This is a genomic window from Nocardia sp. NPDC050799 (genome assembly GCF_040654015.1).
In the GTDB taxonomy this organism is placed as follows: domain Bacteria; phylum Actinomycetota; class Actinomycetes; order Mycobacteriales; family Mycobacteriaceae; genus Nocardia.
Map to the genome: position 1 here is coordinate 211,617 of NZ_JBFAHF010000003.1, position 26,910 is coordinate 238,526.

Annotated in this window: 31 protein-coding genes and 1 tRNA gene; 12 read left to right on the forward strand and 20 right to left on the reverse strand. The window is 66.9% G+C overall.

Annotated elements, in window-relative coordinates:
* Genes AB0H42_RS05125 through AB0H42_RS05145 form a run of 5 tightly spaced genes read right to left on the reverse strand, consistent with a single transcriptional unit; the run spans window position 1 to window position 2,900 of the window.
* Complete coding sequence (locus AB0H42_RS05125) at window positions 1-1,302, reverse strand: FtsK/SpoIIIE domain-containing protein (RefSeq protein WP_357050016.1); 1,302 nt, start codon at window positions 1,300-1,302, stop codon at window positions 1-3.
* Window positions 1,302-1,538, reverse strand: coding sequence for a hypothetical protein (locus tag AB0H42_RS05130; RefSeq protein WP_357050018.1), 237 nt, complete (start codon window positions 1,536-1,538; stop codon window positions 1,302-1,304). The genes AB0H42_RS05125 and AB0H42_RS05130 overlap by 1 nt, the downstream gene beginning before the upstream one ends.
* Window positions 1,538-2,197: a DUF2637 domain-containing protein gene (locus AB0H42_RS05135; protein ID WP_357050021.1), complete on the reverse strand. Its 660-nt coding sequence runs from the start codon at window positions 2,195-2,197 to the stop codon at window positions 1,538-1,540. The genes AB0H42_RS05130 and AB0H42_RS05135 overlap by 1 nt, the downstream gene beginning before the upstream one ends.
* Window positions 2,194-2,442, reverse strand: coding sequence for a hypothetical protein (locus AB0H42_RS05140; protein WP_357050024.1), 249 nt, complete (start codon window positions 2,440-2,442; stop codon window positions 2,194-2,196). Before AB0H42_RS05140 ends, AB0H42_RS05135 begins: the two co-directional genes overlap by 4 nt.
* Window positions 2,442-2,900, reverse strand: a complete 459-nt coding sequence (locus tag AB0H42_RS05145; protein ID WP_280507491.1) for a hypothetical protein — start codon at window positions 2,898-2,900, stop codon at window positions 2,442-2,444. Before AB0H42_RS05145 ends, AB0H42_RS05140 begins: the two co-directional genes overlap by 1 nt.
* A gap of 192 nt (window positions 2,901-3,092) precedes the next feature.
* Here AB0H42_RS05145 and AB0H42_RS05150 point away from each other — a divergent pair, with 192 nt between their 5' ends.
* From AB0H42_RS05150 to AB0H42_RS05165, 4 genes are all read left to right on the forward strand, one after another.
* Complete coding sequence (locus tag AB0H42_RS05150) at window positions 3,093-3,953, forward strand: AAA family ATPase (RefSeq protein ID WP_356959055.1); 861 nt, start codon at window positions 3,093-3,095, stop codon at window positions 3,951-3,953.
* Window positions 3,950-4,480 (forward strand): kinase, encoded by a 531-nt coding sequence (locus AB0H42_RS05155; RefSeq protein WP_357050028.1) that lies wholly within the window; start codon window positions 3,950-3,952, stop codon window positions 4,478-4,480. The genes AB0H42_RS05150 and AB0H42_RS05155 overlap by 4 nt, the downstream gene beginning before the upstream one ends.
* A gap of 729 nt (window positions 4,481-5,209) precedes the next feature.
* A tRNA-OTHER gene (locus tag AB0H42_RS05160) sits at window positions 5,210-5,276 on the forward strand.
* Window positions 5,277-5,479: 203 nt separating this feature from the next.
* Window positions 5,480-5,758 (forward strand): hypothetical protein, encoded by a 279-nt coding sequence (locus tag AB0H42_RS05165; RefSeq protein ID WP_357050030.1) that lies wholly within the window; start codon window positions 5,480-5,482, stop codon window positions 5,756-5,758.
* Window positions 5,759-5,850: 92 nt separating this feature from the next.
* Here the strand turns inward: AB0H42_RS05165 and AB0H42_RS05170 are convergent, their stop codons facing one another.
* From AB0H42_RS05170 to AB0H42_RS05190, 5 genes are all read right to left on the reverse strand, one after another.
* Complete coding sequence (locus tag AB0H42_RS05170) at window positions 5,851-6,285, reverse strand: PIN domain-containing protein (RefSeq protein ID WP_357050033.1); 435 nt, start codon at window positions 6,283-6,285, stop codon at window positions 5,851-5,853.
* The gene (locus AB0H42_RS05175; protein WP_357050036.1) at window positions 6,282-6,533 is read right to left on the reverse strand and encodes a CopG family transcriptional regulator; all 252 of its coding nucleotides are present in this window, start codon (window positions 6,531-6,533) and stop codon (window positions 6,282-6,284) included. The genes AB0H42_RS05170 and AB0H42_RS05175 overlap by 4 nt, the downstream gene beginning before the upstream one ends.
* A gap of 279 nt (window positions 6,534-6,812) precedes the next feature.
* Window positions 6,813-7,595: a MerR family transcriptional regulator gene (locus tag AB0H42_RS05180; RefSeq protein ID WP_357050039.1), complete on the reverse strand. Its 783-nt coding sequence runs from the start codon at window positions 7,593-7,595 to the stop codon at window positions 6,813-6,815.
* Between the two features lie 4 nt (window positions 7,596-7,599).
* On the reverse strand, window positions 7,600-8,418 hold the full coding sequence (locus AB0H42_RS05185; RefSeq protein WP_357050042.1) for an alpha/beta hydrolase: 819 nt from the start codon (window positions 8,416-8,418) through the stop codon (window positions 7,600-7,602).
* 289 nt (window positions 8,419-8,707) lie between these two features.
* A complete protein-coding gene (locus tag AB0H42_RS05190; RefSeq protein ID WP_357050045.1) occupies window positions 8,708-9,019 on the reverse strand; it encodes a hypothetical protein in 312 nt (103 codons plus the stop codon).
* Between the two features lie 193 nt (window positions 9,020-9,212).
* Between AB0H42_RS05190 and AB0H42_RS05195 the strand changes: the two genes are divergently transcribed.
* Complete coding sequence (locus AB0H42_RS05195; protein WP_357050047.1) at window positions 9,213-10,346, forward strand: helix-turn-helix transcriptional regulator; 1,134 nt, start codon at window positions 9,213-9,215, stop codon at window positions 10,344-10,346.
* A 160-nt stretch (window positions 10,347-10,506) separates the two neighbouring features.
* On the opposite strand, the gene AB0H42_RS05200 is transcribed toward AB0H42_RS05195, so the two are convergent.
* Window positions 10,507-11,451: an LLM class flavin-dependent oxidoreductase gene (locus tag AB0H42_RS05200; protein ID WP_357050050.1), complete on the reverse strand. Its 945-nt coding sequence runs from the start codon at window positions 11,449-11,451 to the stop codon at window positions 10,507-10,509.
* A 67-nt stretch (window positions 11,452-11,518) separates the two neighbouring features.
* On the opposite strand from AB0H42_RS05200, the gene AB0H42_RS05205 reads away from it, so the two are divergent.
* Complete coding sequence (locus AB0H42_RS05205) at window positions 11,519-12,292, forward strand: helix-turn-helix transcriptional regulator (RefSeq protein ID WP_357050053.1); 774 nt, start codon at window positions 11,519-11,521, stop codon at window positions 12,290-12,292.
* Between the two features lie 32 nt (window positions 12,293-12,324).
* Here the strand turns inward: AB0H42_RS05205 and AB0H42_RS05210 are convergent, their stop codons facing one another.
* Window positions 12,325-13,503 carry a helix-turn-helix transcriptional regulator gene (locus AB0H42_RS05210; RefSeq protein ID WP_357050056.1) on the reverse strand — a complete coding sequence of 393 codons (1,179 nt, stop codon included), beginning with the start codon at window positions 13,501-13,503 and terminating at the stop codon, window positions 12,325-12,327.
* 152 nt (window positions 13,504-13,655) lie between these two features.
* On the opposite strand from AB0H42_RS05210, the gene AB0H42_RS05215 reads away from it, so the two are divergent.
* A complete protein-coding gene (locus tag AB0H42_RS05215; RefSeq protein WP_357050058.1) occupies window positions 13,656-13,952 on the forward strand; it encodes a hypothetical protein in 297 nt (98 codons plus the stop codon).
* Window positions 13,953-14,175: 223 nt separating this feature from the next.
* Here AB0H42_RS05215 and AB0H42_RS05220 read toward each other — a convergent pair whose 3' ends face one another.
* The 4 genes from AB0H42_RS05220 to AB0H42_RS05235 form a co-directional block, all read right to left on the reverse strand.
* The gene (locus AB0H42_RS05220; RefSeq protein ID WP_357050061.1) at window positions 14,176-14,832 is read right to left on the reverse strand and encodes a hypothetical protein; all 657 of its coding nucleotides are present in this window, start codon (window positions 14,830-14,832) and stop codon (window positions 14,176-14,178) included.
* Between the two features lie 389 nt (window positions 14,833-15,221).
* Window positions 15,222-16,103, reverse strand: coding sequence for an NAD(P)-binding domain-containing protein (locus AB0H42_RS05225; protein ID WP_357050064.1), 882 nt, complete (start codon window positions 16,101-16,103; stop codon window positions 15,222-15,224).
* A 454-nt stretch (window positions 16,104-16,557) separates the two neighbouring features.
* Window positions 16,558-16,926, reverse strand: coding sequence for a hypothetical protein (locus AB0H42_RS05230; protein WP_357050067.1), 369 nt, complete (start codon window positions 16,924-16,926; stop codon window positions 16,558-16,560).
* A 160-nt stretch (window positions 16,927-17,086) separates the two neighbouring features.
* Complete coding sequence (locus AB0H42_RS05235; RefSeq protein ID WP_357050070.1) at window positions 17,087-17,266, reverse strand: hypothetical protein; 180 nt, start codon at window positions 17,264-17,266, stop codon at window positions 17,087-17,089.
* Window positions 17,267-17,438: 172 nt separating this feature from the next.
* Here AB0H42_RS05235 and AB0H42_RS05240 point away from each other — a divergent pair, with 172 nt between their 5' ends.
* Window positions 17,439-18,149 (forward strand): helix-turn-helix domain-containing protein, encoded by a 711-nt coding sequence (locus tag AB0H42_RS05240; protein WP_357050073.1) that lies wholly within the window; start codon window positions 17,439-17,441, stop codon window positions 18,147-18,149.
* Here AB0H42_RS05240 and AB0H42_RS05245 read toward each other — a convergent pair.
* On the reverse strand, window positions 18,131-18,706 hold the full coding sequence (locus AB0H42_RS05245) for a dihydrofolate reductase family protein (protein ID WP_357050076.1): 576 nt from the start codon (window positions 18,704-18,706) through the stop codon (window positions 18,131-18,133). The genes AB0H42_RS05240 and AB0H42_RS05245 overlap by 19 nt on opposite strands.
* Before the next feature lie 290 nt (window positions 18,707-18,996).
* The gene (locus tag AB0H42_RS05250) at window positions 18,997-19,770 is read right to left on the reverse strand and encodes an SDR family oxidoreductase (protein WP_357050078.1); all 774 of its coding nucleotides are present in this window, start codon (window positions 19,768-19,770) and stop codon (window positions 18,997-18,999) included.
* A 139-nt stretch (window positions 19,771-19,909) separates the two neighbouring features.
* On the opposite strand from AB0H42_RS05250, the gene AB0H42_RS05255 reads away from it, so the two are divergent.
* Entirely contained in the window at window positions 19,910-20,656 is a 747-nt protein-coding gene (locus AB0H42_RS05255; protein WP_357050081.1) for a thioredoxin domain-containing protein, read from the forward strand.
* Window positions 20,657-20,871: 215 nt separating this feature from the next.
* Here AB0H42_RS05255 and AB0H42_RS05260 read toward each other — a convergent pair whose 3' ends face one another.
* Complete coding sequence (locus AB0H42_RS05260) at window positions 20,872-21,303, reverse strand: HIT domain-containing protein (RefSeq protein WP_357050084.1); 432 nt, start codon at window positions 21,301-21,303, stop codon at window positions 20,872-20,874.
* 220 nt (window positions 21,304-21,523) lie between these two features.
* On the opposite strand from AB0H42_RS05260, the gene AB0H42_RS05265 reads away from it, so the two are divergent.
* Together AB0H42_RS05265 and AB0H42_RS05270 are read left to right on the forward strand one after the other, a co-directional pair.
* Window positions 21,524-22,468, forward strand: a complete 945-nt coding sequence (locus AB0H42_RS05265) for an ATP-binding cassette domain-containing protein (RefSeq protein ID WP_357050086.1) — start codon at window positions 21,524-21,526, stop codon at window positions 22,466-22,468.
* Window positions 22,465-23,226, forward strand: coding sequence for an ABC transporter permease (locus tag AB0H42_RS05270; protein WP_357050089.1), 762 nt, complete (start codon window positions 22,465-22,467; stop codon window positions 23,224-23,226). Before AB0H42_RS05265 ends, AB0H42_RS05270 begins: the two co-directional genes overlap by 4 nt.
* Here AB0H42_RS05270 and AB0H42_RS05275 read toward each other — a convergent pair.
* Window positions 23,210-26,365, reverse strand: coding sequence for a BTAD domain-containing putative transcriptional regulator (locus AB0H42_RS05275; protein ID WP_357050092.1), 3,156 nt, complete (start codon window positions 26,363-26,365; stop codon window positions 23,210-23,212). The genes AB0H42_RS05270 and AB0H42_RS05275 overlap by 17 nt on opposite strands.
* A 137-nt stretch (window positions 26,366-26,502) precedes the next feature.
* On the opposite strand from AB0H42_RS05275, the gene AB0H42_RS05280 reads away from it, so the two are divergent.
* Window positions 26,503-26,802: a ferredoxin gene (locus AB0H42_RS05280; RefSeq protein ID WP_357050095.1), complete on the forward strand. Its 300-nt coding sequence runs from the start codon at window positions 26,503-26,505 to the stop codon at window positions 26,800-26,802.
* Window positions 26,803-26,910 lie beyond the last annotated feature (108 nt).

Genomic DNA, 26,910 nt, shown 5'->3' on the forward strand with positions numbered 1-26,910 from the left:
TTATGCCGCGAGTGGGCCGGATTCGTCGCCGAGGTCCTCAGGGTCGAACCCGGAGTAGTCGGCTTTCGGGGACAGGTCCGGCTGGGCCGGGGAGTAGGCGTCGACGATTCGGTCGATGTCGTCGTCGGAGACCCAGAAGGCACGGACCCGCCGGAACTCGTTCGAGCCGTCCTGGCCGACGTAGGCGACACCGGGTGTGGTGGAGGGGATCTCGTGGCAGCGGGCACCGCGATCCTTGGCGCTCTGGCCGTGGACCATGGTCGTTTGGGTCGGTTCGTCGAAGCGCAGGCCGATCCGGACCGAGAACAGTTGCCGGTTGGGCATGTTCTCTTTGGACGGGTCCTGTAGCGCGACGATCACGCTGTAGCCGACCGCGCGACCCTGGGTCAGGATCAGGCCGAGCAGCCGCAGCCCTTCGTTGACCTGCTCTCGGGTGGCGAACGCCGACAGTGCCGCGTATTCGTCGATGATGATGACCTTCAGCGGTTCGTCGGTACTCGGCGTGAACTTGCGGATACCAGCGGCTTTGAACCGGGCCGCACGCTCCTGCATCTCCGCCTCAGCGGTTTTCAGCATGGCGATGATGCCGTCAGCGGTCCACTGGAAATCGGTCCACAACCGGCCCTCACCGCGCCCGAATTCCATGCCGCCCTTGGGGTCACCGAGCAGGATGTCGACGAGTCCGGCTTTGATCGCAGGGCCGAGGCCGTTCACGATCGACCACAACACCGAGCCCTTACCCGAGCCCATCGCACCGGCGATCAGGAGGTGGGAGTACATGACCCGAAGCCGCCACACGTCATGCTCTTCGGTCACCCCGACCGGGACGGCTTCCAGATCCACCCCGTAGGACAACAGGCCGGTAACCGGTGCCGCGTCGGCGAGGGTGTCCACGGTGCGCAGTTCCAGGTGCACGAATCCCGGGTGCGGGCTGGTCACGCGGACTTCGGGGACGGCGAAGTAGGCGGCCAGGGCTGCGCGGGTGGCGTCGTTGGCCCAATGCTGCAACGACTGACCACCCAACATCTGGACTTCGACCAGCATCCCGGCATCGGTCAGCGTGGCGGTGGTGATGTTCGGGTACCCGGTCTCCCAGGAGCCCAGCTTGAGGGCAGGCCACATCAGGGCCAACTGCGCGGAATCGGTGACGATAGAAGCTGCCGGGCCGAGCTCCACCGGAACACCGGAGCCCTGGTCGGCCGAGGCGGGATCGGTGACACCGTCGAGGCGACGCCACCGCCACATGGTGAACGCGGTCACCGCAGCCGAGCCACCGACGATCAGCAGGTCAGGCGAAATCATCACGCCACCCCCTGACCCTGCGGCTTGCCCAGGTCGCACATCAGGCGGCAACCGTGAGCGTCGGCGGGCGGCACCGGAGGCTCAGCGCAGAACATGGTGCAGTCCTTGGCCGAGAGCGGGCGGTCCTCACAGAACATCGCGCACGGAGCAGGAGCCGCGACCGCATCAGCGGCAGGAACGACGGCCAGCAACGGCGCGAGGACCGCGACAGCCAGGACAGTAGATTTCGAGAACATCAGGCACCCCCAACAGGGACAGCGAGCGGCAGCATCGTCTGCACCGGACGCGAGGAACGAACAGGAGGAAGCGGAGCGACCGGGGCCGGTGGAGCCGGGGCCGGGGCCGGGGCGGGAACAGGAGCAGGTGGCGCAACCGGTTCGGGCTCGGGCTCGGGAACCGAATCGGTCACCGGATCGGGAGAAGATTCGGCCGGCAAAGCAGCCGGAGCAGGCCCGGGCTCGGGTTCAGGCTCCGTGGTGGAGACGCGGAACAGCAGCGCGAGGCCGTGGGTATCGACCAGCAGCGATATCGGAGCGACCGCCGCCACCAACGCCGCGAACAGACCCAAGGGTGAATCGGTGGCCACGACCGCATGCACGGAGTTACCGGCGACCGAGACCAGGGAGCCGACGATCAGCACGCCGAGGAAGAAACGGCGTTCGGCCTTGTGGTTGGCGCACACCAACACCCCGAACGTGGCAAGCAGGATGGTGCCGTCCACGATCAGCGGGAACAGCCACGCATCGGCGGCGGGCATACCCGAGATCCGGGCGAGGTCTTGCAGGGTGGAGAACGACAGCCGAAACGCTGCCGCTCCCACACCGACGATGATGAGTGCGGCGGACCAGCGCGCCAGGCGCATCATCCCCGCCGACTGATCCGCCGCCCGCATCATGACACCCCAGCCTGAACAGAACCAGCAGGCGAGGTGGTGGCCGCGTCGTGTTCAGCCAGTGCGTTCGACAACTCGGACACCAGGTCGCGAGCCTCATCCGGGGTCAACCAGGCGGTACCCGACCCCTCCGAGAACCGCATCACCATGTGCGCCGGGTAATCGGCAGCCCCGACGAGGGGGATAGTCGGGACGTACCGCACCGTGATCGGCTCATCGGTCGCGACATGCAAACCCAGGGAAGCCATCACGCGGCCTTTCCGGACGGACGAGCCGCACCCTGATCAGCCGGAGCCTGCTTGGAACCGGAGTTGTCGCCCTTGATCCCGGTCGCACGGATCATGAAGCCGATCGACTTGAACTGGCCGTTACCGACCACGCGAGGCTTGAGCAGCAGCCCCTCCAGCTCGATCGGACGCAGGCCCTCCAGGACTTCCGGCTCCGAAGGAACCGGCATCTGGTCGGCAACGAACGTGATGTCGTAACTGGCCTGGTTGGCCTTGCCGCCCGCCCGGTCCATGATCGTTGCCTTCCACAGGCGCTTACCCGAGCCGTTGCCCTCCCGGTCGTAGTCCTGCGCCTGACGCTTCGGCGCGTTGCGGTCCTCACTGAACTCGGTCTGCGCCTCGACATCACCGAGCAGCAGCACGCCCTTCGGGAACACGGAACGGAAGTCGGTCGGGATCCACATGTCTTTCAATGCCATCTCTAAATCTCCTCAGTCTGGGCAAGTCCGGCGATTCCCGGTGATTAAAGAGTAGCAACTGCTTTCGTACAGTAGCAATTGCTACTCTCATGTCGAGACCTAACCGTTATATTCACCGAGAATCCCCAGGTAGTAGCGTCGGAACCAACTGCTACCCTCTAGGGCGCAACTGCTACCCCAAGGAGATGGACCGTGCCGGAACCGAAAAGCCAGCGCTCATTACCCGCGCACTTGCGGATCGCTCAGGCCATCCGGAACGACATCGAATCGGGCCGCTTGCGAGATGGCCAACGCCTTCCGAGCACCCGGGCGCTTGCCGATGAATGGAAGGCCAGTCAACTCACGATCACCAAGGCAATGGAACAGCTTGCGGCCGATGGGTATATCGCAAGCCACGATCGGTCAGGCCGAATCGTGACCACGCCGACATCTGTAAGCCTGTCGATCGCCCCGCCGGTTCGGCCTGTGCGGCCGAGGGTTGTCTGCGTCGGCGGTTACGCAGGCAGCGGCAAGAGCGAGTTCGCGAGAACCCTTGCGCGAGAGACGAGTTGGGCGATCCTCGATAAGGACACCATCGCCCGTCCAATCATCGAACCCGCCCTTGAGGACCTTGGATCGACGATCGACGATCGAGAGTCAGACATCTACCTGAATCGGATACGGCCTCGCGAATACGAGGCACTGGCCGCCGTCATCCAGGACAACCTTGAGGTCGGGAACTCGGCGATAGCTGCTGCCCCGTACCTTCGCGAATTCGCCGACCAATCCTGGCTTGAGAACATGATCGCTCGCGCCGAGACCGAGGGCGCAGACGTCACGTTCGTATGGGTACGGTGCTCACTTGAAACCATGCTCATGTACCTCCGTCGCCGAGGTGCCGCGCGAGATGCGTGGAAGTTGACGCACTGGGAGGAGTACAGCGCCAGGCTGGACCTCAACTTTCGGCCAGAGGTAGCGCATGTCGTCATCGACAACGACCCCGACAGCCCTCCACTGCGGAAGCAGGCTCAGCTACTGATTGAGAGTTTCCGTCGCGAGTCTGCCGCCCAATGAATATCGGTGTGCTGCTCTACGGCCCCCCAGCCAGCGGCAAGGACACCGTAACGGCCGCACTCTCGCGACTCGACCCTCAATTCCAGCTGTTCGAGCGCCTCAAAGATGGCCCGGGGCGAACTGCTGGCTATCGGAAGATCAGCCCGGAGCGATTCGACCAACTACGCGACTCCGGCGATCTCATCTGGACAAACACTCGCTATCGAGCGCGCTACGCCATCGATCGCCCCGGCCTGCTTCAGCTTCTGGAAACCGGCTGCATCCCAGTCGTACACGCCGGTCAGCCGGAGGTGATCGGCGCTGTAGTCGCTGCTACGCCTCCCGTGAGTTGGACAGTGATCGAGCTCCAAGTGGACCGAGATGAGGCCATCTCTCGGATTACGGCACGGGCAACCGGCGACTTTGCCGAACGCATTGCCGCATGGGATGAAACCCCGTCGCTTACATCTCCGGCACTCACGATCGACACCACCCTCACTTCCCCGGACGCGGCAGCGAGCCTCATTCGGTCAACAGTCTGCAACTGAGTCCACTCGGGTGGTTTTTCGACGGGCGTCACCACCGCGCGGGTTGTTGCCGAATTTCGCCATATAGGTTCAAGAGCGACGGCGCTGCGCGCCGCCGCCGCACTACGCCAGCCCGGCCGACTCGCTGCGCTCGCCGACCGCGCGGCGGTGCGTCGGCGACACGCTGCTTCGTCGCTAACAGACCCGAGATGGCTGATTTTCGATAACCGAGAAGTGTGGGCACGACGAGAGCCGTACCCGACTTGCTCTCCCGCAGCCCGAGCACGAATCGGCCGGCAATCGCTCGTGGGGCCTGGCTGTGGTCCTGTCGCAGGAAGTTCGACACCGATCTGACCTGCGCGAATGAATTGCCGAACGAATCTCATGGTCGACTTCCGTCCGTGGGGACTGGGCTGGTTGCGTAATCCCTGCCTCCTCATGGCCCGATTGTCTGACCTCACTCGGCCGAGTCAAGGGAAAGAGCGCCCTTGACACGACCTCCCTCAGCTCAGGATGGCCAGTATGAGGAAGCAGGGGAAGGGAAGTCACCGGGGACATGCCACCACTCAGCAGGGCCGAACCCGTGGTCCAGACACAACGAAACGGCGGGGTATCAACCTCCGCCGCTCCATCACCGTCAGTCCGCAATTGGTCCGCAGAGCCGCCGCCTACGACCGACAGCCACCAACGAACCCAACGAACAATGCCCAGTTCACGCCATCGCATCCAACGATGCCAACACCGACCATTCCTCGCAAAACGGATATTTCCCGCTCTCCTAAAGCGGGTGTCGCAGGTTCGAATCCTGCCGAGGGCACTTCCACTACCACAAATCACGCAAGTTCCGCCTCAAGGCCGACAACGGCCGACCTCTCTCGGGTACGCAGCGAGTACGCAGTAGCAGATCCTGTCCGCGCGGAATCCAGCTCGGCCGCAACATTATTCGCCTATAGAGCCTGGCCCGCCGACCACTGAGCCGGATGCGGGACCGACGAGGACGACGCAGACCTCACCAAAGGTGTGGTCCTTATTCGCCAGTTCGATGTGGCCTGGACCGACGAAGGCATCGCCGTCCGGCATGCCGCTGTTTTGATCCAGGAAGCGATTCAGCGGCTGGAGAAGGTCGGCGATGTCAAGAAGGCCGCCGGTTCGATCCAGCGGAACGCGGCCAAGATCGAGCAGTCCTGCACGGCGATCACCACCGGCATCGAGCGGCTGCTCGCCGAGGCCCTCACCGCGCTGACCGCCTCGGCAGCCGGCCCGGCACCGCTGCTACACATCCACGGTGGTGTGGCGTGACCGCCCGCGATGGCCTCGGACACGCCGTCGTCGCCGGCTCGGGGTGGACGCGATGCTCGGAATCCAGCGGGTGACTCGCCTGTTCGTCGGGACTAAAGATCATCGGGCAACAGGCGGAACGCGGCATCACCGGTGAGCGGGCTGATTGCGCGGAAATCACGTCGGTCGAGTGTCAATACCGCCACGGTTTCGTATCGTTCCGCCAATGAAACATTGATGGCGTCTGTGAGATCCAGGCGCAACGCCAGGTATCTGTTCTGCACCCTGCGTGCGACCCGCAACAAGTCCGCCGAGACCGTGGGCACTTCGATGCGTCCGGTGAGCTCTTGCGCCAACAACCAATCATTCACCGCATATGCGGCTCGACGATCGAGATTTCGGGTGGTGATGTGTTCGACTTCGAGCAACACGAGCGGAGAGACGATGGTCAGCGCCGCCTGCTGCAGCGCTGCGCGCGCGCAGACGTGCTCGGGATCCGCGGAGTTGAAAGCGGCGACCAGACCTGAGGTGTCGCCGATCACGATCATCCAGCATCGGAATCGGTGTTGGTGATCGCTTCTCGCACAGTGCTATCGATTTCATCCGCCGACACCGCATGCCCGTAGTCGAGTACGGGGATATCCCACTCCTCATCCCATCGGCGAGTGCGTATCGCGGCCAGATGAAAAGCTTCACGAAAATACTCGGACTCCGGCCGCCCTTCACGTGCCGCGGCCATCTTCACCAACTCGAGGTCGGCCTCGTCGACCATGACCGTCGTCTTCTTCAGACCCATAAGGTTATGGTACCCGCACCATAACATTGCGGCGAGCGCACCATATGCCCCCGCTCCTCAGATCCGATATAAACCGACGATGACCAGGTATTCTCTGGTTGCCCATGTTTGGTGCGTCCTGCCGAGGACACCCAGAAACATGGGCAACTATCGGGCGACTTCCAACTCCGTGTCCACCGAACCGGGAACGGTCCACGTTCAGGTGATGTCGAGGGATGTCCAGCCGGGTGCGCCCATTGATTTGGCCGGTTCGGTGTTGACCAGGTTTATCGGCAACGCTCATGGTTGTGTGCCCCTGACATTGATGTCGGCAGAGCGCAATCGGGCTTCGACCAGTGCCATCAAACGGCTCCAGGCGGGTGCGATCTGCGCCTGATAATCATCGATCAATCCGAACCGGGCCGCCGAGTCGGTCTTGCCTTGGAGACTGCTGGGTATCGCTAGCAGTTCGGGGTTGGCGAGAAGGTGGTCGGCGATGGCCGTGGCGAGTTCGGCGACCCGCGGATCGTCCGGTTCCCACCCACTGGCCTCCCAGGTGCGCTTGAGCAGGGTCACGTACTGGGCGTCGTCGAGGGAGTGCTCGATTTGGGTGAGGAAGTCGTCGAAATCCCACGGGACCAGCGCCTTGGCCAGCACAAGGCTCTCTCGGGACTGCGCAAGGTAGTCCGGAGGGAAACCCAGGTCGGCGGCACGGTCCAACAACGCGCACGCGCGATCGGGCAACAGGAGCCGGTTCCCGGCGGCGAGCCGGTCCACCATGTCATGGCGCGCGACCAGCTCCTGGATCCGATCGGCCAGCCGTTGTTTGACGCCGGCCACGTGTGCGGCGAACTGTTGCGAATCGGCGCCGAGCATGGCGTCGATTTCGGCCAGCGGCACGCCTGCTTCGGCCAGTATCCGGACCTGAACCAGCCGCAGCATGTCGGCCGAGCCGTAGCGTCGATAACCGAGACTGTCGCGAAGGGGTTCCTCGACCAGGCCGAGCCGGTGGTAGTGCCGCACGGTCTTCACCGTGACGCCGGCGTAGGCCGCCGCTTGACCGATCGTCAGACCGCTCGTCACGGCCTCAACGACGCCCGCTGCCGAGGGCGGCGATTTCGCGCACGGCGTTGGCGACGGCGCGGAAGTCTTTGCTCAGAAGCTTCGAGTGGTTGCTGGCGACGGTCGCGCTTACCTTGATGTTCGGATTGCGGGAGAGCACCGGGGCGAGGTTGGCCCGCTGTTCTGCCATCTCATCGGCGTCACCACCGAGGTTCCCACCCGAAGCGACCACCCAGCGCACCGGCACGGCGAGGTTGTTCAGCACAGGCTCGATCTCGGCGACAACCTCGTTCAGCTCGATATTGACCTCGGCGTGCTGGTCGCCGGACATCCGGGCGGCCAAGCCCAGCCGGCGGGCCACCGGAAACACCCAGCGCATTCGGCGGAACAGGCGACGGACATCATCCCGGGTCATGCGGCCGCCGTTGAACAAGTCGTACGGGTACGCACCGTCCGCCGGGACCACGCCCAAGGCGCGGTCCGGGTTCCGGGCGGCCCAGTGCACCCCCACCACCGCACCGTAAGACCAACCCACCAGTATCGGCCGGTCCACCCCCCGCGCCGCGAGAACGGCATCGACATCGCGAACGCATGCGTCAAAGGAATAGTCCACCGAACGCCGCGATCGGCCGCGGGCCCGCTCGTCGTAAGTGATGTGCCGCCAGCCCGGACCCAGGTCGGCGATGACGCGCCGCCAATGCTTCTGATTGGCATACGAACCATTGAGGTAGATCACCGGAATGCCGGTTCCGCCGGTGTCGGTCACGGCCAGCGCCGTGTCCTCGACCGGCACCATGCCGGTCCAGGGTGAATCAGTCTGAGGCTCGTGGTTCATCTTGGTCATGCACCTAGGGTGGACCCCTGCCCTCGGGTCAACGCCAGCCGAACTTCCGCCAGCGGTACGTGACCTTGATCACCCAGCCCAAGCATTCCCGTACCCAACTAATGCTCACCCAGGGCGGGGCCGGATCTCCATAGTCGGGACGCGGGCCTTGAACCGTCACGGTACTAACTACCCATGCAGCAGCCCCAGCTTTGAACTCGTCGGGCTCAGCCCTTGTCACTCGGCCACCGCACTGCCCAGATAAGGACGGCTATCGGGAGGCCGACCACTGCCGTCCATCCGAGCGTGATCAACGACCAGTCCCTGCGGCTGACCATCGGGCGAAGGACAACCGAGGTAACACCGTTTCCACATCGGCAACGTCCATGACCCTGTTCAACTCCACCGGGCCGAGGTGCTGCGGGGATGGCAGGATTACCACCTCTGCCCCAGAGTTGCGCGTCTGTTCCGCGATTGAAAGCATCGAACGCTCGTCGGGCCAGATGATCCGATAGCCGAGATACCGCGCAAACCTCGACACCTGCGCCCGGTCCCATTCGGGCGCAGGACTCATGTCGTCGTCGACCCATCCGAGCGCGATCGGCCGGCTCTGCTGAAACATCTCGATCCCCCTGCCGTTGTGTCCCGAAGTGGAGTGCGCCCGCCGCCGGGGACTGCGGGTGTCGGCGATCTACCCGGCGGCGGGGCTGAAAACGACGCTATGCGTGCGGTTTCGGCATCGGAACGCTTACGGTGGTTGCAGGTAGCAGACAGCGTTTGCAGTGCGTAATCGCCAGTGCGGAAGGGGTGCCGCCTTGTCGGAGAAGACCACGGGATCGGCGCTGCGCGCAGCGCGCGTCGAAGCGGGAATCGGGCTGCGTGAGTTCGCCCGGAGAACCCATTGGAGCGCGGCTTATCTCTCTCAGGTGGAGCGCGGACAGCGACCGGTCAACAATGAGATCCGCCAGGCGTATGCGGAGGCGCTGGGTACCGACCTGGACGTGCCGACAACGCCGATCGGTGACCCACTGCGCATCGCACACGAGTGGCTGTTGTCCGATCCGCACCCGGTTGAGCACATGGCGGTGGGGCGGCGCGTCGGGTCGAGCCTGGCAGAGGAAATGGAGCGACGGGTGGTGGAACTGCGTCGCCTGGACGATTCAGTGGGAGGGCGCACACTGCACCCGGTCGTCCGGTGTGATCTGGATGCGGCGCGAGCGGTGGTGCGTGACGGCTCGCATTCGCCGCAAGTCCGGCGGCGACTGCTCCGGGTAGTTGGCGAACTCTCGCAGCTCGGCGGATGGGTCTACGCCGATGCCGGACGCTACCGGCAGGCGCAGCGGGTCTACCTGGACGGTGTGACGGCCGCGACCGAGGCCGGCGACAGACCGCTCGCCGGGCAGTTGCTGTCGACTCTGAGCTACCAGCTCGCCAATGTCGGAGACCCACGGAACGCCGCGCTGCTGGCGCGGACTGCGCTGCGCGGCGCAGCCACCGATGCGCCACCTGTTGTTCGTGCGCTACTGGGTGAGCGGGTCGCATGGGCTGCGGCGAAGGCCGGCGACGGTGAAGCAGCGCGGCGTGCGCTAGATCTGGTGGATGACGATTACGACAGCCGCCGATCGGGCGACGACGAACCCGACTGGACGTACTGGCTGAACCGCGACGAGATCGACGTGATGCGAGCCCGCAGTGCGGTCGAACTGGGGGACGCGGCCACCGCCGAGGCTCTGTTGTCGCCTGTCATGGCGCGGTTTCCGGCCGAGCGGCAGCGAGAGGCTGCACTTTACCGGTCGTGGTTGGCCGAAGCGTACGCGCGGAATGGGCAGGTCGCCGCCGCACGGGAGACTTTGGACGATGTGCGCACCGACGCCGCTGACCTTGGGTCGGCACGGCTCGAACATCGGGTGCACGAAGTCGAGAACATACTCAACGAAATCCGCGACTGAGCAACTTTTCGATCAGCACCGGACGAAACCGCATACGAACCGGCGCCCAGCCTTGCCCACGGTCAACAATCACACCACCGCACGCGCTCAGCCGATGCAGTTGCTCGACACCGTGGGCGATCGAATTAGTGGCGAAATTTGCTGTGCCATCTTGCTTGGTTCAATCCGCAACTGCTTCGAGGATCGACCCCCGTGGGAGCGCCGAGAGAATTTCCGCGACCCTGGCCAACTGCTCGGTGAACGTAGCGGAGTCGACCGCAGCGATGCGTAACAGAATGTGCCGCGCACCGGCCTCGACGAACCGTCCGAGCTGGGCGGCGATATCCGGACCGGTCATCATCACCTGGATCTGCGCGACGGACTCCAACGGCATGCGATAGGTGGCCTGACAGTAATCGTCCAGCGCCTTCGCGCCTCGCTGCGCGTCGTCGTCCACGAACACGGTCGCGAACAGGGCCGGGGTGACCGGCCGCGTCGCGGTGTCACGGATCGTGCCCAGCGCGGTCGCGTAGACCGCCGGGTCGGGCGGGTAGGGCAGCCAACCGTCGTACAGTCGCGCGGTGCGGCCCAGCGCGGCCGGGGTGATTCCACCGAGCCAGATCGGCGGGCCGCCCGGACGTGCGGGCGCGGGCACCTCGGGCAACCAGTCGTAGTGCAGGACCTTGCCATGGAACGACTGCGGGTTGCCGGTCCACAGCTCACGCCACAGCGCGACCGTGTCGTCGAGCCGGGAGAAGCGCGTACGGAAATCCACCCCGACCAGCTCCAGTTCCTTTTCGCTGAAGCCGGGGAAACCGGCCCCGACGCCGACCACGAGTCGACCTTCCGACAGCAGATCGAGCGAGCCGATCGTCACCGCGGCGTGCACCGGATGCCGGTAGGCGGGCATCAGCACCGCCGTACCGAGCGTGACGCGTTCGGTCGCCCGCGCGACGGCGGCCAGCAGGGTGAGCGGCTCGATCCTGGCGCGGACGAGGGAGTCGCCGGCCCAGACGGAGTCGAATCCGAGCCGCTCGGCTTCCACAGCGATCTCGACCAGGCTCTGCGCCGAGCCGCCCGCGGCGAGCTGGGCCTGACCCGCCGGAAGGAGAAGTCCATATTTCATGTGGTCAACCGTCGCCGAACGAGGGTATGCACTCAATTCCCTGGAGGGAATATGCTTCGCTGGCCTCATGAGCGGTTTCGGTACGGCACTGAAGGACTGGCGGAAGCGGCGGCGGCTGTCGCAGCTCGAACTGGCGCTGCGGGCCGGCACCACGCAACGGCACGTGAGCTTCATGGAAAGCGGCCGGTCCATGCCGGGGCGGGGCATGGTGGTGCGGGTGGCGGAATCGCTGCAACTGCCGCTGCGGGAACGGAACGCACTGCTGCTGTCGGCCGGCTACGCACCGAGCTACCCCGAAACCGACCTGGACGATCCGGCGCTGCAACCGGTGATGGACAGCCTGCGGCGGCTGCTCGACGGGCACAGTCCGTACCCGGCCATCGTGGTGAACCGGTTCGGCGAGCTGGTGGCGGCCAACGACGGACTCGACATACTGACCGAGGGCGTCGCGCCGGAACTGCTGGAGCCACCGGTGAACGTGCTACGCCTGGCGTTACATCCGCGCGGTATGGCGCCGCGAATCCTGAACTTCGACGACTGGGCGCAGCATGTGCTCGAACGGCCGAGGCAGGACAATGCCCGCGCACCGCACGAGCGGCACATGGCGATGCTGGCCGAACTGGAGGGTTATCTACCGCACCCGCCTCCGGTCGGTACGGATCATTTCGGTTTCGCCGTCCCGCTACGGCTCCGATCCAGCCTCGGCGAGCTGAGCCTGATCACCGCGATCACCACTTTCGCCACCGCCGTGCACGTCACGATCTCCGAGCTGCGGCTGGAAACGTTCCTGCCCGCCGATTCCCGCACCGCGAAGGCACTCGAGCATAAGAACCGAGGGTAGAGGACTGGAGATGCTGTCCCTGTTCTGTTTCTTCAGAGTGAGGCACCCAGCCATGAAGCGAATCCGACAAGGCTCTCACTCTGGCGACGCTGGGCAGCGGCTATCCCGTGGACCGTCTCCCGTACCGCCGGGTGCAGTCTCGTCTGCTGCGGTGCGACTGCCCGGGCCTTGTTCAGGGCGGCCAGCGCCCTGTCCGGTTTCCCGGCCATCAACCAGGCCCGGGCATTGTCCTGCCAGTGATGCCCCGCTCGGGGCGCGGCCATATCCGGAGGCAGGTGGAGAGCGGCGCCGTCGTGAGCTGCCTTGCCCGGATCGCCTGCCTCGAGTTCGATCGCACACGCGTGCACGGCGACGTTTCCCGGTCCGAAGTCGGCTGTGTACAGGTGGCTCTCATGGCGCATCGGTGCGGCTATGGCCCTCGCCTGTTCGATGTGCTCACGCGCGACGCCCAGCCGACGGCCGCGCGCCGCCACGATCGCACCACGCAGATGGCTGTATCCACGCAGAACTCGTTCGGATTCCGTATCACCCGGCACGAGGTCGAGCCCACGCCCGACAAGTCCTATCGCGGCATCGGTCGAGTCGTACGACATCAGCAGCCGTGATCGTTTCATCAAAGCGCGCACGGTGAATGCCGGGTTATCGGTGCGCTGGGCTGCCTGGTCGAGCCGGTCGAGGACGAGGGCGGTCAGGGTGGCATAACCCAGACGGACACAGGCGCCTTCTGCCGCGACGTAAGCCGAGCAGAGCAGGGAGTACGCCTCTGCCCTGTCCTGTTCCCCACCGGAGAGTTCGATTGCGCCGTGCAGCTGCCTGATCAGTGAAGGCAAGAGGGACAGCGCGTGACGTGTGCGGTCGGTGCGCATGGCTTTCTCGACCTCGGCGAGCCCGGCGGCCAGTGCCTGCCGATTCGGCGGTTGCGCAGGGCGGATATGGCTGCCCTCGGCGAACAACGAGCGTAGCTCTTCAAGGCCGGTCAGCGGACCGTCTTCGGCCAGAGTCTCGAAGTACGGAGTGCCCTGCAACCGGTCCGGATCAATACTCATCGCCTTCGCGACCGCCGCCACGAAACCGGCCGACGCCGGCTCCCTGCCCTGTTCGACCGCCTTCACCATCGACAGCGAATATCCGGCCCGGTTTGCCAAACCCACCTGGCTCAATCCGGCGAGCTTGCGCTCGACGGCAACGCTCTTCCCGATATGGCCCTCCATGCAGCGAGGGTAGATCGATTTCTCCGAGCTGTCTCCTGTCCCCTGCCTGTCCCTCTGCGGTCCCGCCGCGCACGAAAGTTGCTGGCACGTCTTGCCGTCGGGTGAAACCACCCCGACCGCGAGTGCATACCAAGGGACGGGAAGGGGTGCGTGTGGACAGGGCGCTGGGATTGGTCCGGCGAGACACCTACGGCGGTGGGGTCGATCTGCATCGGCTCGCCGAGCGACACGGGTATCGGGTGGTGTGGACGGTACGGCTCGATACCGCGCCGTTGGCTTCCGGGCTCATCGTCGCCTCGGCAATCACCGAGCACAATGTGAGCGCGGTCGTCGTACCGACGTTCGAGCACGCCGATTCGGTCCGTCATATCGTCACCGACCTGGCCGCGTTGGTCACCCCGATGTGTCACTATCCGCGCGGGTACCGGTGGCCGGTGGTCGAACTGTGAGCGGGGCCGATCTCGTCATGGCGCTGCTGATAGTCGCACTTCTCGTTCTGACGATCGTGTGGTTCCGACCCATTCAGCCGGCGAGCGGGCCCGACAGAGTCTCGGACTCGGCGAGACCGGACGCAGTGTCGGCCGAGTGCGAGCACCAGCTTCCCCACGGAGTGGCTGCGCACGCGCTGCTGTTCGAAATGCGGGATCGAATCCCTCTGAACGGCCTCGACTGTCAGGGAAACATCTCCGCGAGAAGTGAGCCCGGCTGCGGAACCAGGCGTTCATTGCCGCGCGTGATTTCGGGAGCGCCGTCGGCGAGGACGATCGAGCAGCCGGGTGGCAGCGCGAGATAGCCGACTATCGCGGGTTTCACTATCGCGAGCTCGTAGAGGGGCGCCGAGCGCAGTACGTCGCCGGTGTGCTGATGGATGTCGCCGGGGCAGCCGATGAACCAGCCCGATTCGGAGTCACCGTGGGGGTGGCGTTGCATCAGAACGGAACCGGCGGCAGTGAACGCGTCGCAGGTCACGGCGCGCTGTGGATGGTTCGGAAAGTCCAGTTCCGGGTCCAGTCCGACGCTTTTTGCGACTTCGATCTGAAACCACAGTTGCTCCAGGGCCAGCGCCGTACCCGCTACGAAGGCGGGAGGGACCTGCGCGAAATCGGGTTCGCACAACCCCAGGGTGCCATCTCCGCGGTCGGTTACATAGCAGTCCAACCAGCCGATACCGACGGTCTCGCCGACCGGGAAACGACTACCTTCCCGAATGGACTCCTCCAGACCCGCTATGAGCCACTCGACGCCCGGCCCGTAGACCGGGTCGGGGACGTATTCCAGGGTGAACTCGGTCTGCCCGGGCACCCCGGCTGCCGTCCTACGCTGCTGCACAGTTCTCCGATCTCGCAGGATCCGCGAACGGTTCGGATCCGTTTACGGCGAGGAGACCGAAGCCGACGCGCCCTCACATCATGTCGGATGAGGGCACGTCCGAGCGGCCCGAAATACGTGGATCTGGAAGATCGACGGAGGTTGTTCATGTCGTATCGCTCGGCGTTCACCACACTGTTCCGATCGCACCCGACGCCAGGGCCGGCACCTGCACCGCCGCCGTGCTGACGGACTCCACGGCTACGACCCGCTCCACGGCGCCGGATGTCCGCTCCTGGGCACGGACGCGAAAGCTCGCGCGCATCTGGTATCCGGTGTTTCGCGGTTCGCACCACTCCGGTTGCCGCCGGAGCTGGATTTCCGGCCCGGCCCGGATACGCGGCAGCGGATCACTCTCGCGCGGTGAGTAGTTCGATCAGAGCGGTGATGCTCTGCTCGCCACGGCCCTCGGCGACGGCGCGGCGAAGCAGGTCGTGCATGGGAGCGTGCCAGGACAGGTCGACGCCCGATTCGGCGGCAAGTTGCTCGTCGTCGACAAGTGCGGTGTGGAACAGGCCGACACTGGAGCCGAGGAGGGTGTAGTTCTCGGTGTCGATCTCCTCGGCCAGCACCGGTAGTAGAGACTCGATCATCCGCAGCCACTTCGTCGAATACTGGACCATCGTGTGCGCGGGCAGCCCGCGGGAGGCCAGCACCGCGGCGCCCTCCAGGAAGCCGAGCAGCGCGGGTAGCAGCGTCGCGCCGACCGCGGATTCGTAGAGTGCGGCGAGGTCCGTCTCCACGCCGAGGAAATCGAGATCGCCACCGAGGACGCGCAAGGTGTCGGTATGCGCGTCGAAGACCGCCCGGTCGCCGCCGAAGTACAGCAGCGTATCCCGGTTACCGACGGCCGCAGGCACATTCTTGATCGCGCCGCCGAGGAAACGGGCACCGGCGCAGCGCACCCACTGCCCGAATTCCCTGGCCTGTGCCGGTGTTCCGCTGTTGAGGGTGACGATATCGCGGCCCGCAACGATCTCGGGGGCCCGCGACAGACTCGCACGAGTGGCGGCGAAGGTGCTCAGGCACGCGATGATCACCGGACTCGCCTCCACGGCATCGGTGATATCGCGGTGTGCGACGGCGCCCGCGGCGGCCAGGGTGGTGGCCCGCCCCGGGCTGCGGTTCCACACGTGCGTCCGGTATCCGGCGGCGAGGAAGGCGCGGGCGAGCGCGCTGCCCATGGACCCGGCGCCGAGTACGGTCACCGACGTCCGTTTCGCTGAGTTCATCTGCGGCTCCGATCACTGCGCGGCGATCCAGCGATCGCCGGGGTGCTCCGAGTGTCGGCGCGCGGCGCGCCGGCCGACAAGTACGCACTTTCCCCGCTGGTTGCTCACCTCCAGGTAATCCACCAGGTCGTACCGGTGCGCTACCGGCCCGCTGTGCCGGACGACTCGGCAGACCTGCGCCCACTGCGCGCCCGGATGAGGCGCAGCGACGGCTTCTTCTGTGGGCCGGACGAATTCGAGTGCCGGTAGGTTGATCGTTCGTGGATGCGTTCTCGAGGGATGGGCACCCGCTGCTCGGGAACCTGCCGGTGCCGCCGGCGCTCGCCGGCCGCGACGGCGTGATCTGGGCGGCCGGGGGCGGTCGCGGCGAGAGCGCACTGTCACGGTTCGACGCCGAGGGCTGGCGCAGGTGGCCGGCGACGCGGGCCGGCTCTATCTCGCCGCACCCGGCCGGTCACCCGAACCGTGCGATGCTTCCGCTCTCGACCTCGAACGCCTGAGTTACGACGCGCGGCGCGACGTTTTCCTCCTGGGGGCCGCGGCGATCCGTGCCCAGGTACTGGTCTATTCCCTGTACTTCCCGGAACCGGACGGCGAGATCGACGCGTTCTGCATCGGCGACGTCTACGGTGACACGAGCTTCCCGCCCACCCGGTCCGACGATGTTCGTCGCCGACGTGCTGAAGAACGGCGTGCTCGACGAACACGTTGCGGCGGCCTGGTTACGCGAATGCAGACCGATCTTGCGCGACGAATGAAGGCGCACCGATCGGCGAGTTCGTCTGCGCAGGTGAACAGCGTGTACGCACGGACCGAGCGTCACCGAATTCGCCCCATCGGTGCGATCGGCTGTCAGCCGGACGAACCCACGACCTCGACTCCGTGGATCCGTGGTTCGAGACAGTCCGTCTGGCCGGCCGTATCGACAAGTATTTGCTCGCCGCCCCGGACGAACGGGGAGACGTGCTCGCGCATTCGCTACGTCAGTACGGGTAGTCCCGGAACGTCATGACACCACCGACCAAGACGAGCAGCACCGTGAGGATATAGACGGTGACGCGGAACCACATCGGCCCGTAGTAACTCACCGCCAACGACGCACCGAGCGCAGCGAGTATCAGCACTATCCCGTAGAAGGGTGTGCGTTGCTCCCTGTCAACCATTCCCCCAGTGTCCTCCGGCGGCGACGCGGGTGGCAATGCTCGAGCCGGCTCCCGCGCTGCACAGCGCACCCCCGGTCACCTTCGATGCGCAACTCGCCAAAGGAGCGCTATGGCGAAGCCCGATGTCGCGAGCACCGTGCTCCAGCCGCTCGGTCCGGCCTAGTATCCGACCGTGGGACTGCTGTTCGGGACGCGGGCGTCGGATTCGCCGTGGGTCGAGTCCGTATGGACCTGCCGCAGCGAGGATGTCTCGGAGATGACCTCGGTCGCGTCCGAGACCTGGGGGCTGGTGTTCTGGGAGCAGCAGGGGCGGCCGTATGCGGCGATCACCGGCCCGGAGAGCCGCACCGGGACCGCGCCGGTGCCCGAAGGGGCGGGGTTCGTCGGTATCCAGTTCGCGGTCGGGACGTCGTTGGGCTCGACGGCGACATCGGTGCTGGTGGACGGCGGTATCGCCCTGCCCGATGTGACCGGCCGGACCTTCTGGCTCGATGGTGCCCAGCGGGAGACACCACGATCCGACGATGCCGAGGCGCTCGTCGATCGGCTCGTGCGTGAGGGAGTCGTGGTCCGCGATCCGCTGGTCGCGGCGACGCTGCGTGGGTCGCCGCCGGAGGTGACCGAGCGGACGCTCGAGCGGCGTTTCCGGGCGGCGACCGGGCTCACCCAGGGCGCTGTCCGGCAGATCGGGCGCGCCCGTACTGCCGCGCTGCTGCTGACCTCGGGTGGGACGCCCGGGGATATCGTCGACAAGCTCGGGTACTACGACGAACCCCACCTCGCCCGGGCACTGCGCCGGTATGTCGGGCGGACGGCGCAGCAGCTGCGCGCGGGAGACGGCGGCGCGATCGCGCTCGATCCCGGTCAGCGCACGACGTCGTAGACGAGCTTGGTCACGCCGTTGGAGTAGGTGGCCGAGTCCCGCACCCGGAGGGCCCGCTTATCGCGGTCGGCGCGGCTGAACAGGCTTTTGCCCGCACCCAGCAGCACCGGGAACACCAGCAGGTTGTACCGGTCGATCAGATCGGCGTCCGACAAGGTCCGGGCCAGTTCGGCGCTGCCGTGGAGGTAGATCGCGCCGCCGTCGGTCTGCTTCAGCTTCGCGACGTCGTCGGCCGTACGCAGGACCGTGATCGGGCCCCACCCGTCGATCAGGGTGTCCTCGCGCAGGCCGGACGAGACGACGTACTTGGGCAGATCCTTGTATGCGGCGTGATCGTCGGAATCGCGCCAGGTCGGAGCGAAGGCCTCGTAGCTGCGACGGCCGAACATCAGCGCGGTCGTATCGGCGAGTTCCTCGCCTTTGAGCGCGAATGCCTCGGGCACGAACTCGGTGTCCATCACCCAGCCGCCGCCGCGGTGCCCCTCGACCGTGCCGCCCGGCGAGTCCACGACGCCGTCCAGCGACATGAAGCCCGTGTAGACGAGTTCGCGTGTCATGAGTTCCTCCTGATCATGGGCCTCTGATTCGGCCCGCGGTCAGACTAGGAACAGCCACCGCCGTTGTCTTGGACGAAACCGACACGACCGTTGCGGAACGTGACGCACTGCGGTCCGGCTCGCGACGTCGACGCCGTTCACAGGGTGAGCAGGAACAATCCCGCCGCCAGGACAACCGCGAGACCGAGCAGAACGAGCAGTGATGCGGCCGGGAAGAACAGCGCCCACACTCCGACCACGAGTTGTGTCGCGGTCAGGAAAGCACCGACCTGCGCGAAGCCACCCGGACATCAGCGGCCCCGATCCCGTTCGTCACGCGCGGCGAGGAACTCTTCGAAGGTGATCCGTCCGTCCTTGTGGTCCGGAGCGAGCTGGAGCCCGGCGCGGAAGTCGCGCATAGTCCTGCCCCGCAACGGAACCGCCAGCACCGGGCGGCGACGTCCGACGGCACGCAGATAGGCACGGGCCAGGTCGGTGGCGGCGCGAATCTGCGGACCGCCCAGGTCGGGTACCCGCCGGCTCGCGGGACCCGCCGCGAGCGCGACGAGGCGACCGGCCACCTCGGTGACATCGACCGGCTGGAAACTCACCTTCGACGGCATCGCGAGGAACGGCAGCAGGCGCTGGGCGTCACATATCTCGGCGATCAGGTCGTGGAACTGGGTGGCCCGCAGAATGGTCCACGGCAGCTCGGACCGCTCGATCAGGGCCTCGCACGCCACTTTCGCGCGGTAGTAGCCGAGTGCGTGGTGGTCGATACCGACGATCGACAGATACACCAGATGCGGACGGCCGGATCCCGGTGCGGCCTCGACCAGCGCCCGGGTCGCGGTGATATCGCCGCGGCCGTTGGTCGTGGCCAGGTGGACTATCACCTCGATACCGGTGAGCGCCTCGCCCAGTCCGGCTCCGGTGCTCAGGTCCCCGACCGCCCACCGATGGGCCTCCGGTGCGCGTTCGGAACGGGTCAGAACCCGCACCTCATGGCCCGCGGCGAGCAGCTGGGGCACGAATACGCGCCCGAGCCGGCCGGTACCGCCGGTGACCAGTATCCGATTCGTCATCCGTACCTCCTTCTCGGTGGCCAACAGATTCGCCCCGGATCCACTCGGGAACCGAGCCGCCCACCCGAAGCATCTCACCTGCCCCCGGCGCCGCCGACTAGGCTGACGGAGCAATGTCCGGCGATCGGGAGCACACGAATTGAGCACCTACTCCGGCGGTTGGCCGCCCCCGCAGAATCAGGGATCGAACCGCCGGCTTCTCGTCGTACTGGCCCCCTTCGTGGTGTTGCTGGTTGCCGCTGCCGCGATCGGTATCGGGCTGCTGGTCCGGAGTGCGGCGGCGGAGGAGGTTCCCGGCACAGCGACAGCGGCGGCCGGCGACTCGGCTCCCGCGAACGCGCTGGCCGACGGCGCGGTGCGGGTCGGCGGATCCGACGCGAAGGTGACCGTCCGCGTCGTCATGGACCTGCAGTGTCCCGCCTGCAAGGCATTCGAGGAGGCCAACGGCAAGGTGCTCGAGGATGCCGTACGCGACGGCACCGCGGCGGTCGAGTACAGCGTCATCACCTTCCTGGACCGTGCCAGTACGACCGAATACTCCTCCCGCGCGGGCAATGCGGCGTTCTGTGTCGCGAATTCCGGCGTGGACGACTACCAGGCATGGCTCGCCGATATGTTCACCGAACAGCCCGCCGAGGGCGGTGCCGGCCTGCCCGACAGCGCGTTGATCGATATCGCGGAGTCCGCCGGGTACACCGATCCCGCGGTGGCCCAGTGCATCACCGACCGCACATACGACACCTATCTGCGCACGAAGACCGACGAGGTGCTGAACAGCGGGGTGAACTCCACGCCGACCGTGACCGTGAACGGCGAGCGGGTCACCGACGCGGCCGCCCTCATGAGTCCGAACGGCCTCGCCGCCGTTATCGCGGCGGCGCGCTGAACGACCCCGCTGCTCGGCGCGGTCATCCCGCCGACGCGCCGTGCCCCGCGAGTTGCCGGTAACGGCCGAGCTGCCCAAGCCTCGCTCGCCTGCGGGCACTTTCCGTGTCGGCCTTCGCCCCTGGCCGAGTCACCGGCGTGCCGGGGTGCCGTGCGCCTTCCTGGTGATTCTGCTCGGGTGACGACCAGGTGCCTGCGGCGGCTTCCGGAAGACCTTCAGTCGGCTGAGAGCAATATTGCCGCGATCGCCGCGGCAGCCCGGTCCTGAGTCCGGCCGGTCTCCTCGGTGCCGGCGGGCCAGATCCGCGGCATCCGGTCGTTGTGCCGGCGCGGCACGAGGTGAATGTGCAGATGGTCCACTGTTTGGGTAGCGGCTCGTCCATTCGACTGGACGATGTTGAGCCCCTCGGGTTTCAGCGCGGCGCGGAGAGCGCGGGCGACTTTCAGCGTTGTCTGCGCCAACGGCATCAGTTCCGACTCCAGCAACCCCCAGATGTCCGGCACATGCCTCGTCGGCACGATCAGGGTGTGCCCGTGGGTGGCGGGCTCGCGGGGAAAGAAGGCGACGGTGTGGTCGTCGCGGTAGATCTCGCGGGCGCCGGGATCGCCGCTGGCGATTATCGTGCAGAACGGGCAGAGACCGGTCATCGGATTCCCCTTGTCCGCGGTCGGGGAACCCGTCGCGTCATCTTCAGAGCATCGCAGATCACCGCGACTCGTTCGTGCCGTTCGAGTGCACGAGGGCCGGACGAAGCGCCCAGCAGCCGAGCGGCATCGACCCGACTCGTGCGACGGCCGAACACCATGTCAGTGCCCGTGTCAGCCTCGCGTCAGGGCCATATCAGCTGCCCCGCCGACAGTACTTCCCATGAGCAATTCGGCAATCGCGGCCTCGGGGCTGCGGAAGGCGTACGGGGACAGGACCGTCCTCGACGGCATCGATCTGAATATCGGTGGCGGCACGATCTTCTCCCTGCTCGGCCCCAACGGCGCCGGCAAGACGACCACGGTGAACGTGCTGACCACGTTGTTGAAGGCCGACGGTGGCACCGCCCGGGTCGCCGGGCACGATATCGCGGCCGAGACGAAGGCGGTGCGGGCGGCGATCGGGGTCACCGGGCAGTTCGCGGCGGTGGACGATCTGCTGACCGGGGCGGAGAACCTGGAGCTGATGGCGGATATCCATCGGCTCCGCGGCGACGAGCGGAAGCGGGTGGTGACCGAACTGCTGGAGCGGTTCGAGCTGACGGAGTCGGCGCGGAAACGGGCGGCGACCTATTCCGGGGGTATGCGGCGGAAGCTGGATCTGGCTATGACGCTGGTCACCAGGCCGGAGATCGTATTCCTGGACGAGCCGACCACGGGACTGGATCCGCGGAGCCGGCGGACCATGTGGGAGATCGTGCGGGGTCTGACGGATCAGGGCGTCACGATCTTCCTCACCACCCAGTATCTGGAGGAAGCCGATCAGCTGGCCGATCGGATCGCGGTGCTCGATCAGGGCCGGATCGTCGCGGAGGGCACACCCGGCGAACTCAAACGTCAGGTTCCCGGCAGTTATATCCGGCTGCGGTTCACCCAGCTGAGCGAGTTGGACGCGGCGGCGCGGGTACTGCCGGGCGCCACCCGGGACGACGAAGTGCTGACGCTACGGGTGCCGGGCGACGGCGGCTCGAAATCACTGCGGCACGTGCTGGACCGGCTCGACGAGTCCGCGCTCGAGGCCGCCGAGGTCTCGGTCCACACTCCCGATCTCGACGATGTATTCCTTTCCCTCACCGGCCACGCGACCACGGAGGTCACCGCACCATGAGCACAATCACCGCACCGCTGACCGATTCGTCGATCATGCTGCGCCGTAATTTCAAACATTCCACCCGGAACCCGGTCACCATCTTCAACGCGGCCTTCATGCCGGTCGTGATGATGTTGATCTTCGTGTACGTATTCGGCAGCGCCTTCGACGTCGGCGGCGACTACATCGACTACGCGACGCCGGGCATGTTGCTGCTGGCCATCAGTTACGGGTTGTCGGGCACCGCGGTGGCGGTGAGCTCGGATATGTCGAAGGGCATCATCAACCGGTTCAAGGTCATGGATGTATCCCGCGGCGCCGTACTGACCGGCCATGTCGTGGCCACCATCCTGACCAACGCGGTGGCCGTCGTGGCGATCCTCGCGGTGGCGTTCGCCCTGGGATTCCGGCCGCCGGCCACCGGGCTCGACTGGCTCGGCGCACTCGGCATCCTGGCGGCGACCTCGTTCGCCGCGTCCTGGCTCACGGTGGCGCTGGGTATGGCGGCGAAGACGCCGGAGTCCGCCGGGATGGGTGTGGTGCCGCTGATCATGCTGCCCTTCGTGAGCACCGCGATCGTGCCGGCCGAGAAGATGGGGCAGGGGGTCCGGCAGTTCGCCCAGTATCAGCCGTTCACGCCGATCATCGAATCCCTGCGCGGATTCCTGGCCGGTAACCCGTCCGGCGGCTACACGGCCGCGGCACTCGCCTGGTGCGCCGGGTTCGCCGTCCTCGGGTACGTGTGGTCCCGGACCACGTTCACCAAGCGAGCGTGACAGCGGCGAGTTCCCGCCAGTCCGCTTCCGCGCCCTCGCGCATCGCCTCGGTGAAGTCCGCTTCGCCGAGGCGATCCCGTATCGTCCGCTCGATCCGGGCCGTGTCCGGCTGCGAACGATCGGGCACGCCGTGGACCGCGGTGCTCACGGCGAGCAGCCGCGCGGCCTCGACATCGCGGTCCGCGCGCAATGCCAGATCCGCGATCCCGACGATCACCTGGGCGACCAGGATCGCGTGCCCCGCCTCGGTGGCGGCCCGGAAAGCCGCGGCGTGATGCGCCCGGGCCTCGTCGAGATCGGTGGTGAGGTAGCCGAGCAGAGTGTGGATCACGGCAGCGAGCTGGGGCATCTCCGCTTCACTACCCAATACCGTTGTGGCAGAGCGTATCTGCTCGAGCGCCTGCCCGGTATCGCCGGCCCACCGGGCCAGCTCCGCTTTCGCCAGGGCCAGTTCGGCCAACGCCACCGGCCAGGCGACCCGATCCGCGCACCGCTGAGCCGCGGCCATCGCGGCCGCGCTCGCCTCGGTATCACCCGCGAGCCAGTACAACTGGGCCTGCCGCGACAGCAGGCCGACGATGTCCTCGGTCGCGCCGATCTCGGTCACCACCGCGACCGCCTGGTCGAAGAGCTCGCAGGCGGCGGTGAACTCACCGCGGGTGGCGAATCGATTGGCCCGCTCGGTCAGCGCGAACGACATCCCCCAGCGCTCGCCCAAGGCGCGGAACTCGGTCAGCGCCCCCGCGAGGTATGCGTCGGCTTCCGGCCCGTCCTGCCCGAGCACAATCCGCATCTTGCCCATCTGCAGCCGGGCCAGGGCGCGCACCCAGGGATCGTCATCGGTGAGCAGGGGTTCGAAGGCGGTGGGCAGTCCCTCCGGGCCGTGCAGCATCCGTTCCAGCGCGGGAATGAACGCCAAGGCAGGATGACCGGCACGGATATTCCGGCTCACCGCGTAGGCCTTACGGATCCATTCCCCCAGCTGATTCGCGTCATTGCGTCCGGAACTCAGGAAATGCACGACCAGCGCGTACACCAGGGCCCGGGTCCCGTCGTCCACCTCGGCGGGCGCGTCCGCGACCGCGGAGACGAATTCCAGGCCCTCGGCCTTGTACCCGCCGAGCCACCAGTACCACCCGGCGGCCGCGGCGAGCCGCAGTGCCCCCGCGGCGTCACCGGCCGCGAGCGCGCCGCGCATCGCGACCGCGATATTGTCGTGCTCGGCCCCCAGCACGGCCAGCCACTCCAGTTGTTCGCCGCGGCGCAGGTGCGGTTCCGCGGTGGCGGCGAGTCCGGTGAAATACGCGAGATGCGCGCGGCGCGCCGCGTCCACCTCCCCCGACTCCTCCAGCCGGTCGCGGGCGTACTGCCGGATCGTATCGAGCATCCGATAGCGCGGTTCGGTCTCCGCCACGGTGAGCAGCAGCGATTTCTCGGTCAGCGCGGTCAGTAGTTCGAGCACCTCCCACTGCTCGACCCCCGCGGTCCGGCCGTCCCCGGTATCCACGCACACCTGTTCCGCCGCCGCCAGACTCGCGCCGCCGGCGAATACCGCGATCCTGCGCAACACCGTCCGTTCCGCGTCGGTGAGCAACTCCCAGCTCCAGTCGACCACCGCGCGCAACGTCCGGTGCTGTGGGATCGCGGTGCGGCTGCCGCCGGTGAGCAGGCGGAACCGGTCGTCGAGCCGGTCGGCGAGCTGTTCGAGGGACATGGTGCGCAGCCTGGCCGCGGCCAATTCGATCGCCAGCGGTATCCCGTCGAGCGCACGGCAGACACGCCCCATGGTCGCCAGCGCGCGAGCGTCGGCGGCGAGATCCTTGCGCACCGCGCCGGCACGGTCCCGCAGCAGTTGCACCGCCGGAGACGCTTCGATCTCGCCGGGGTCCGCGTGCTCGGCGGGTAACGCCAGCGGCTCGACCTGCCACAGCGCCTCGCCGGTGATGCCGAGCGGTTCCCGGCTGGTGGCCAGGATCCGCAGCCGCCGGCACTCGCCGAGGACCCGGTGGGCGAACACCGCCACCGCGTCGATGAGGTGCTCGCAGTTGTCCAGGATCACCAGTGTTTCGCGGTCGCGGATCGCTGCCACGAACCGCTCGATCGGTTCGGCGTTCGGCGCTCCGCCGAGCAGCGCGTCGCGCAGACCGAGCGCGGCGATCGCCGATTGCGCCACATCCCCGTTCGCGTCGACGGACGCCAGTTCGACCAGCCAGGCACCGTCGGGTAGGTCGTCGAGCAGGGTCTGCGCGGTTTCCAGCGCCAGCCTGGTCTTCCCCGAACCCCCGGGCCCGGTCAGGGTGGTGAGCCGATGATTCGTGAGGAGATCGCGCACAGCGGCGATATCGGCGTATTTGCCGATATAACCGGTGAGTTCGGCCCGCAGGTTCGTCCGGCGCTCGGCATTCTCCGCACCCACTTCGCCGCGCAACAGCGCGACGTGCAGGGCGGACAGTTCCGGGGAGGGATCCACGCCCAGCGTGTCGGCGAGCGCCTCCCGCGCGTCCTGGTACACCACCAGCGCCTCGGAACCACGGCCCGCGGCACCGAGCGCCCGCATCAGCGCGGCGACGAGCCGTTCCCGCACCGGATACCGGGCCACCAACTCGGTCAGCTCGCTCACCTGCGCCGCGGCCCGGCCGAGGCGGATCTCCGATTCGTACAGGTCCTCGGTGGCGGCCAGGCGCAGCCCCTCGAACCGGGTGATCACCGCGTCCACGGCCTCGCTGTCGCGCACATCGATATCCCGCATCGGCGCACCGCGCCACAGGTCGAGGGCCTCACGCAGCAGCCGGGTCCGCTGCGCGTCGTCACCGCCGCGGGCCGCTTCGAGGAGCTGTTCGAAACGCACCGCGTCGACCGCGCCGGGTCGCACGGTGAGCCGGTATCCGCCCGCCTGTCCCTCGAGTGATCCGTCCGGCAGCAGCCGGCGCAGCCGGGAGGCCAGCGCCTGCAGGGCGTTCGCGGCGTCGGCGGGTGGCTGCTCGCCCCAGATCCAGTCGACCAGCGTGGACCGCGGGACCGCGCGACCGGGTTCCAGTGCGAGGGCGATCAGCAGCGCCCGTAGCCGGACGCCCGGTACCTCGATGGATCCCCCGTCGTCTGCTCGGATGTCGAGCGGTCCAAGCAACGCGATCTGCACCGGACCATTCTGCCGCAGCGGGCCGCGCGACCTTTCCGCGAGTGAGTATCACGCCTCCTACCGGCACGAACACCGCGTCAGGGGCCGTGTCAGTGCGGTATCAGGCCGGTGTCAGCGGACCCGGCGACAGTTCTCCCATGACCAGATCGGCAAGAGCGACCACCGGCCCGGACAGCCCGGTCACCCGGCGGGAGGGAGCACCCATGGAACTCGTGGTCGACCGGGAACGCTGCATCGGTGCCGGTATGTGTGCACTGCTGGCTCCGGAGTTGTTCGACCAGGACGAGGCGGACGGCCGGGTGCTGCTGCTGGCCACCGCGACCGCGGCCGCGCACCATCCGGCGGCCCGCGAGGCCGCCCACAACTGCCCCGCGGCGGCGATCACCCTTCTCGGCCGAGCGCCCGCACCGGAACCGGACCGCCGGAGCGGCGACTGACCGGAGACGGGAGGTCACGTATCACCCGAGCCCCGACCCGCCCCGCCCCGCCCCGAAGCACCACCGATCACCCCGTGTCCCGACCGCCCGGGACCTCGAAACGACAGG

Bases quoted from the DNA above. Each gene is read 5' to 3' on its own strand.
- AB0H42_RS05225 (WP_357050064.1), bottom strand. From the start codon at position 16,103: ATGAACTCAGCGAAACGGACGTCGGTGACCGTACTCGGCGCCGGGTCC.
- AB0H42_RS05155 (WP_357050028.1), top strand. From the start codon at position 3,950: ATGAATATCGGTGTGCTGCTCTACGGCCCCCCAGCCAGCGGCAAGGAC.
- AB0H42_RS05200 (WP_357050050.1), bottom strand. From the start codon at position 11,451: ATGAAATATGGACTTCTCCTTCCGGCGGGTCAGGCCCAGCTCGCCGCG.
- AB0H42_RS05250 (WP_357050078.1), bottom strand. From the start codon at position 19,770: ATGACGAATCGGATACTGGTCACCGGCGGTACCGGCCGGCTCGGGCGC.
- AB0H42_RS05205 (WP_357050053.1), top strand. From the start codon at position 11,519: ATGAGCGGTTTCGGTACGGCACTGAAGGACTGGCGGAAGCGGCGGCGG.
- AB0H42_RS05270 (WP_357050089.1), top strand. From the start codon at position 22,465: ATGAGCACAATCACCGCACCGCTGACCGATTCGTCGATCATGCTGCGC.
- AB0H42_RS05170 (WP_357050033.1), bottom strand. From the start codon at position 6,285: ATGATCGTGATCGGCGACACCTCAGGTCTGGTCGCCGCTTTCAACTCC.
- AB0H42_RS05140 (WP_357050024.1), bottom strand. From the start codon at position 2,442: ATGGCTTCCCTGGGTTTGCATGTCGCGACCGATGAGCCGATCACGGTG.
- AB0H42_RS05245 (WP_357050076.1), bottom strand. From the start codon at position 18,706: ATGACACGCGAACTCGTCTACACGGGCTTCATGTCGCTGGACGGCGTC.
- AB0H42_RS05210 (WP_357050056.1), bottom strand. From the start codon at position 13,503: ATGGAGGGCCATATCGGGAAGAGCGTTGCCGTCGAGCGCAAGCTCGCC.
- AB0H42_RS05280 (WP_357050095.1), top strand. From the start codon at position 26,503: ATGACCAGATCGGCAAGAGCGACCACCGGCCCGGACAGCCCGGTCACC.
- AB0H42_RS05265 (WP_357050086.1), top strand. From the start codon at position 21,524: ATGAGCAATTCGGCAATCGCGGCCTCGGGGCTGCGGAAGGCGTACGGG.
- AB0H42_RS05130 (WP_357050018.1), bottom strand. From the start codon at position 1,538: ATGTTCTCGAAATCTACTGTCCTGGCTGTCGCGGTCCTCGCGCCGTTG.
- AB0H42_RS05190 (WP_357050045.1), bottom strand. From the start codon at position 9,019: ATGTTTCAGCAGAGCCGGCCGATCGCGCTCGGATGGGTCGACGACGAC.
- AB0H42_RS05175 (WP_357050036.1), bottom strand. From the start codon at position 6,533: ATGGGTCTGAAGAAGACGACGGTCATGGTCGACGAGGCCGACCTCGAG.
- AB0H42_RS05260 (WP_357050084.1), bottom strand. From the start codon at position 21,303: ATGACCGGTCTCTGCCCGTTCTGCACGATAATCGCCAGCGGCGATCCC.
- AB0H42_RS05125 (WP_357050016.1), bottom strand. From the start codon at position 1,302: ATGATTTCGCCTGACCTGCTGATCGTCGGTGGCTCGGCTGCGGTGACC.
- AB0H42_RS05235 (WP_357050070.1), bottom strand. From the start codon at position 17,266: ATGGTTGACAGGGAGCAACGCACACCCTTCTACGGGATAGTGCTGATA.
- AB0H42_RS05145 (WP_280507491.1), bottom strand. From the start codon at position 2,900: ATGGCATTGAAAGACATGTGGATCCCGACCGACTTCCGTTCCGTGTTC.
- AB0H42_RS05135 (WP_357050021.1), bottom strand. From the start codon at position 2,197: ATGATGCGGGCGGCGGATCAGTCGGCGGGGATGATGCGCCTGGCGCGC.
- AB0H42_RS05185 (WP_357050042.1), bottom strand. From the start codon at position 8,418: ATGACCAAGATGAACCACGAGCCTCAGACTGATTCACCCTGGACCGGC.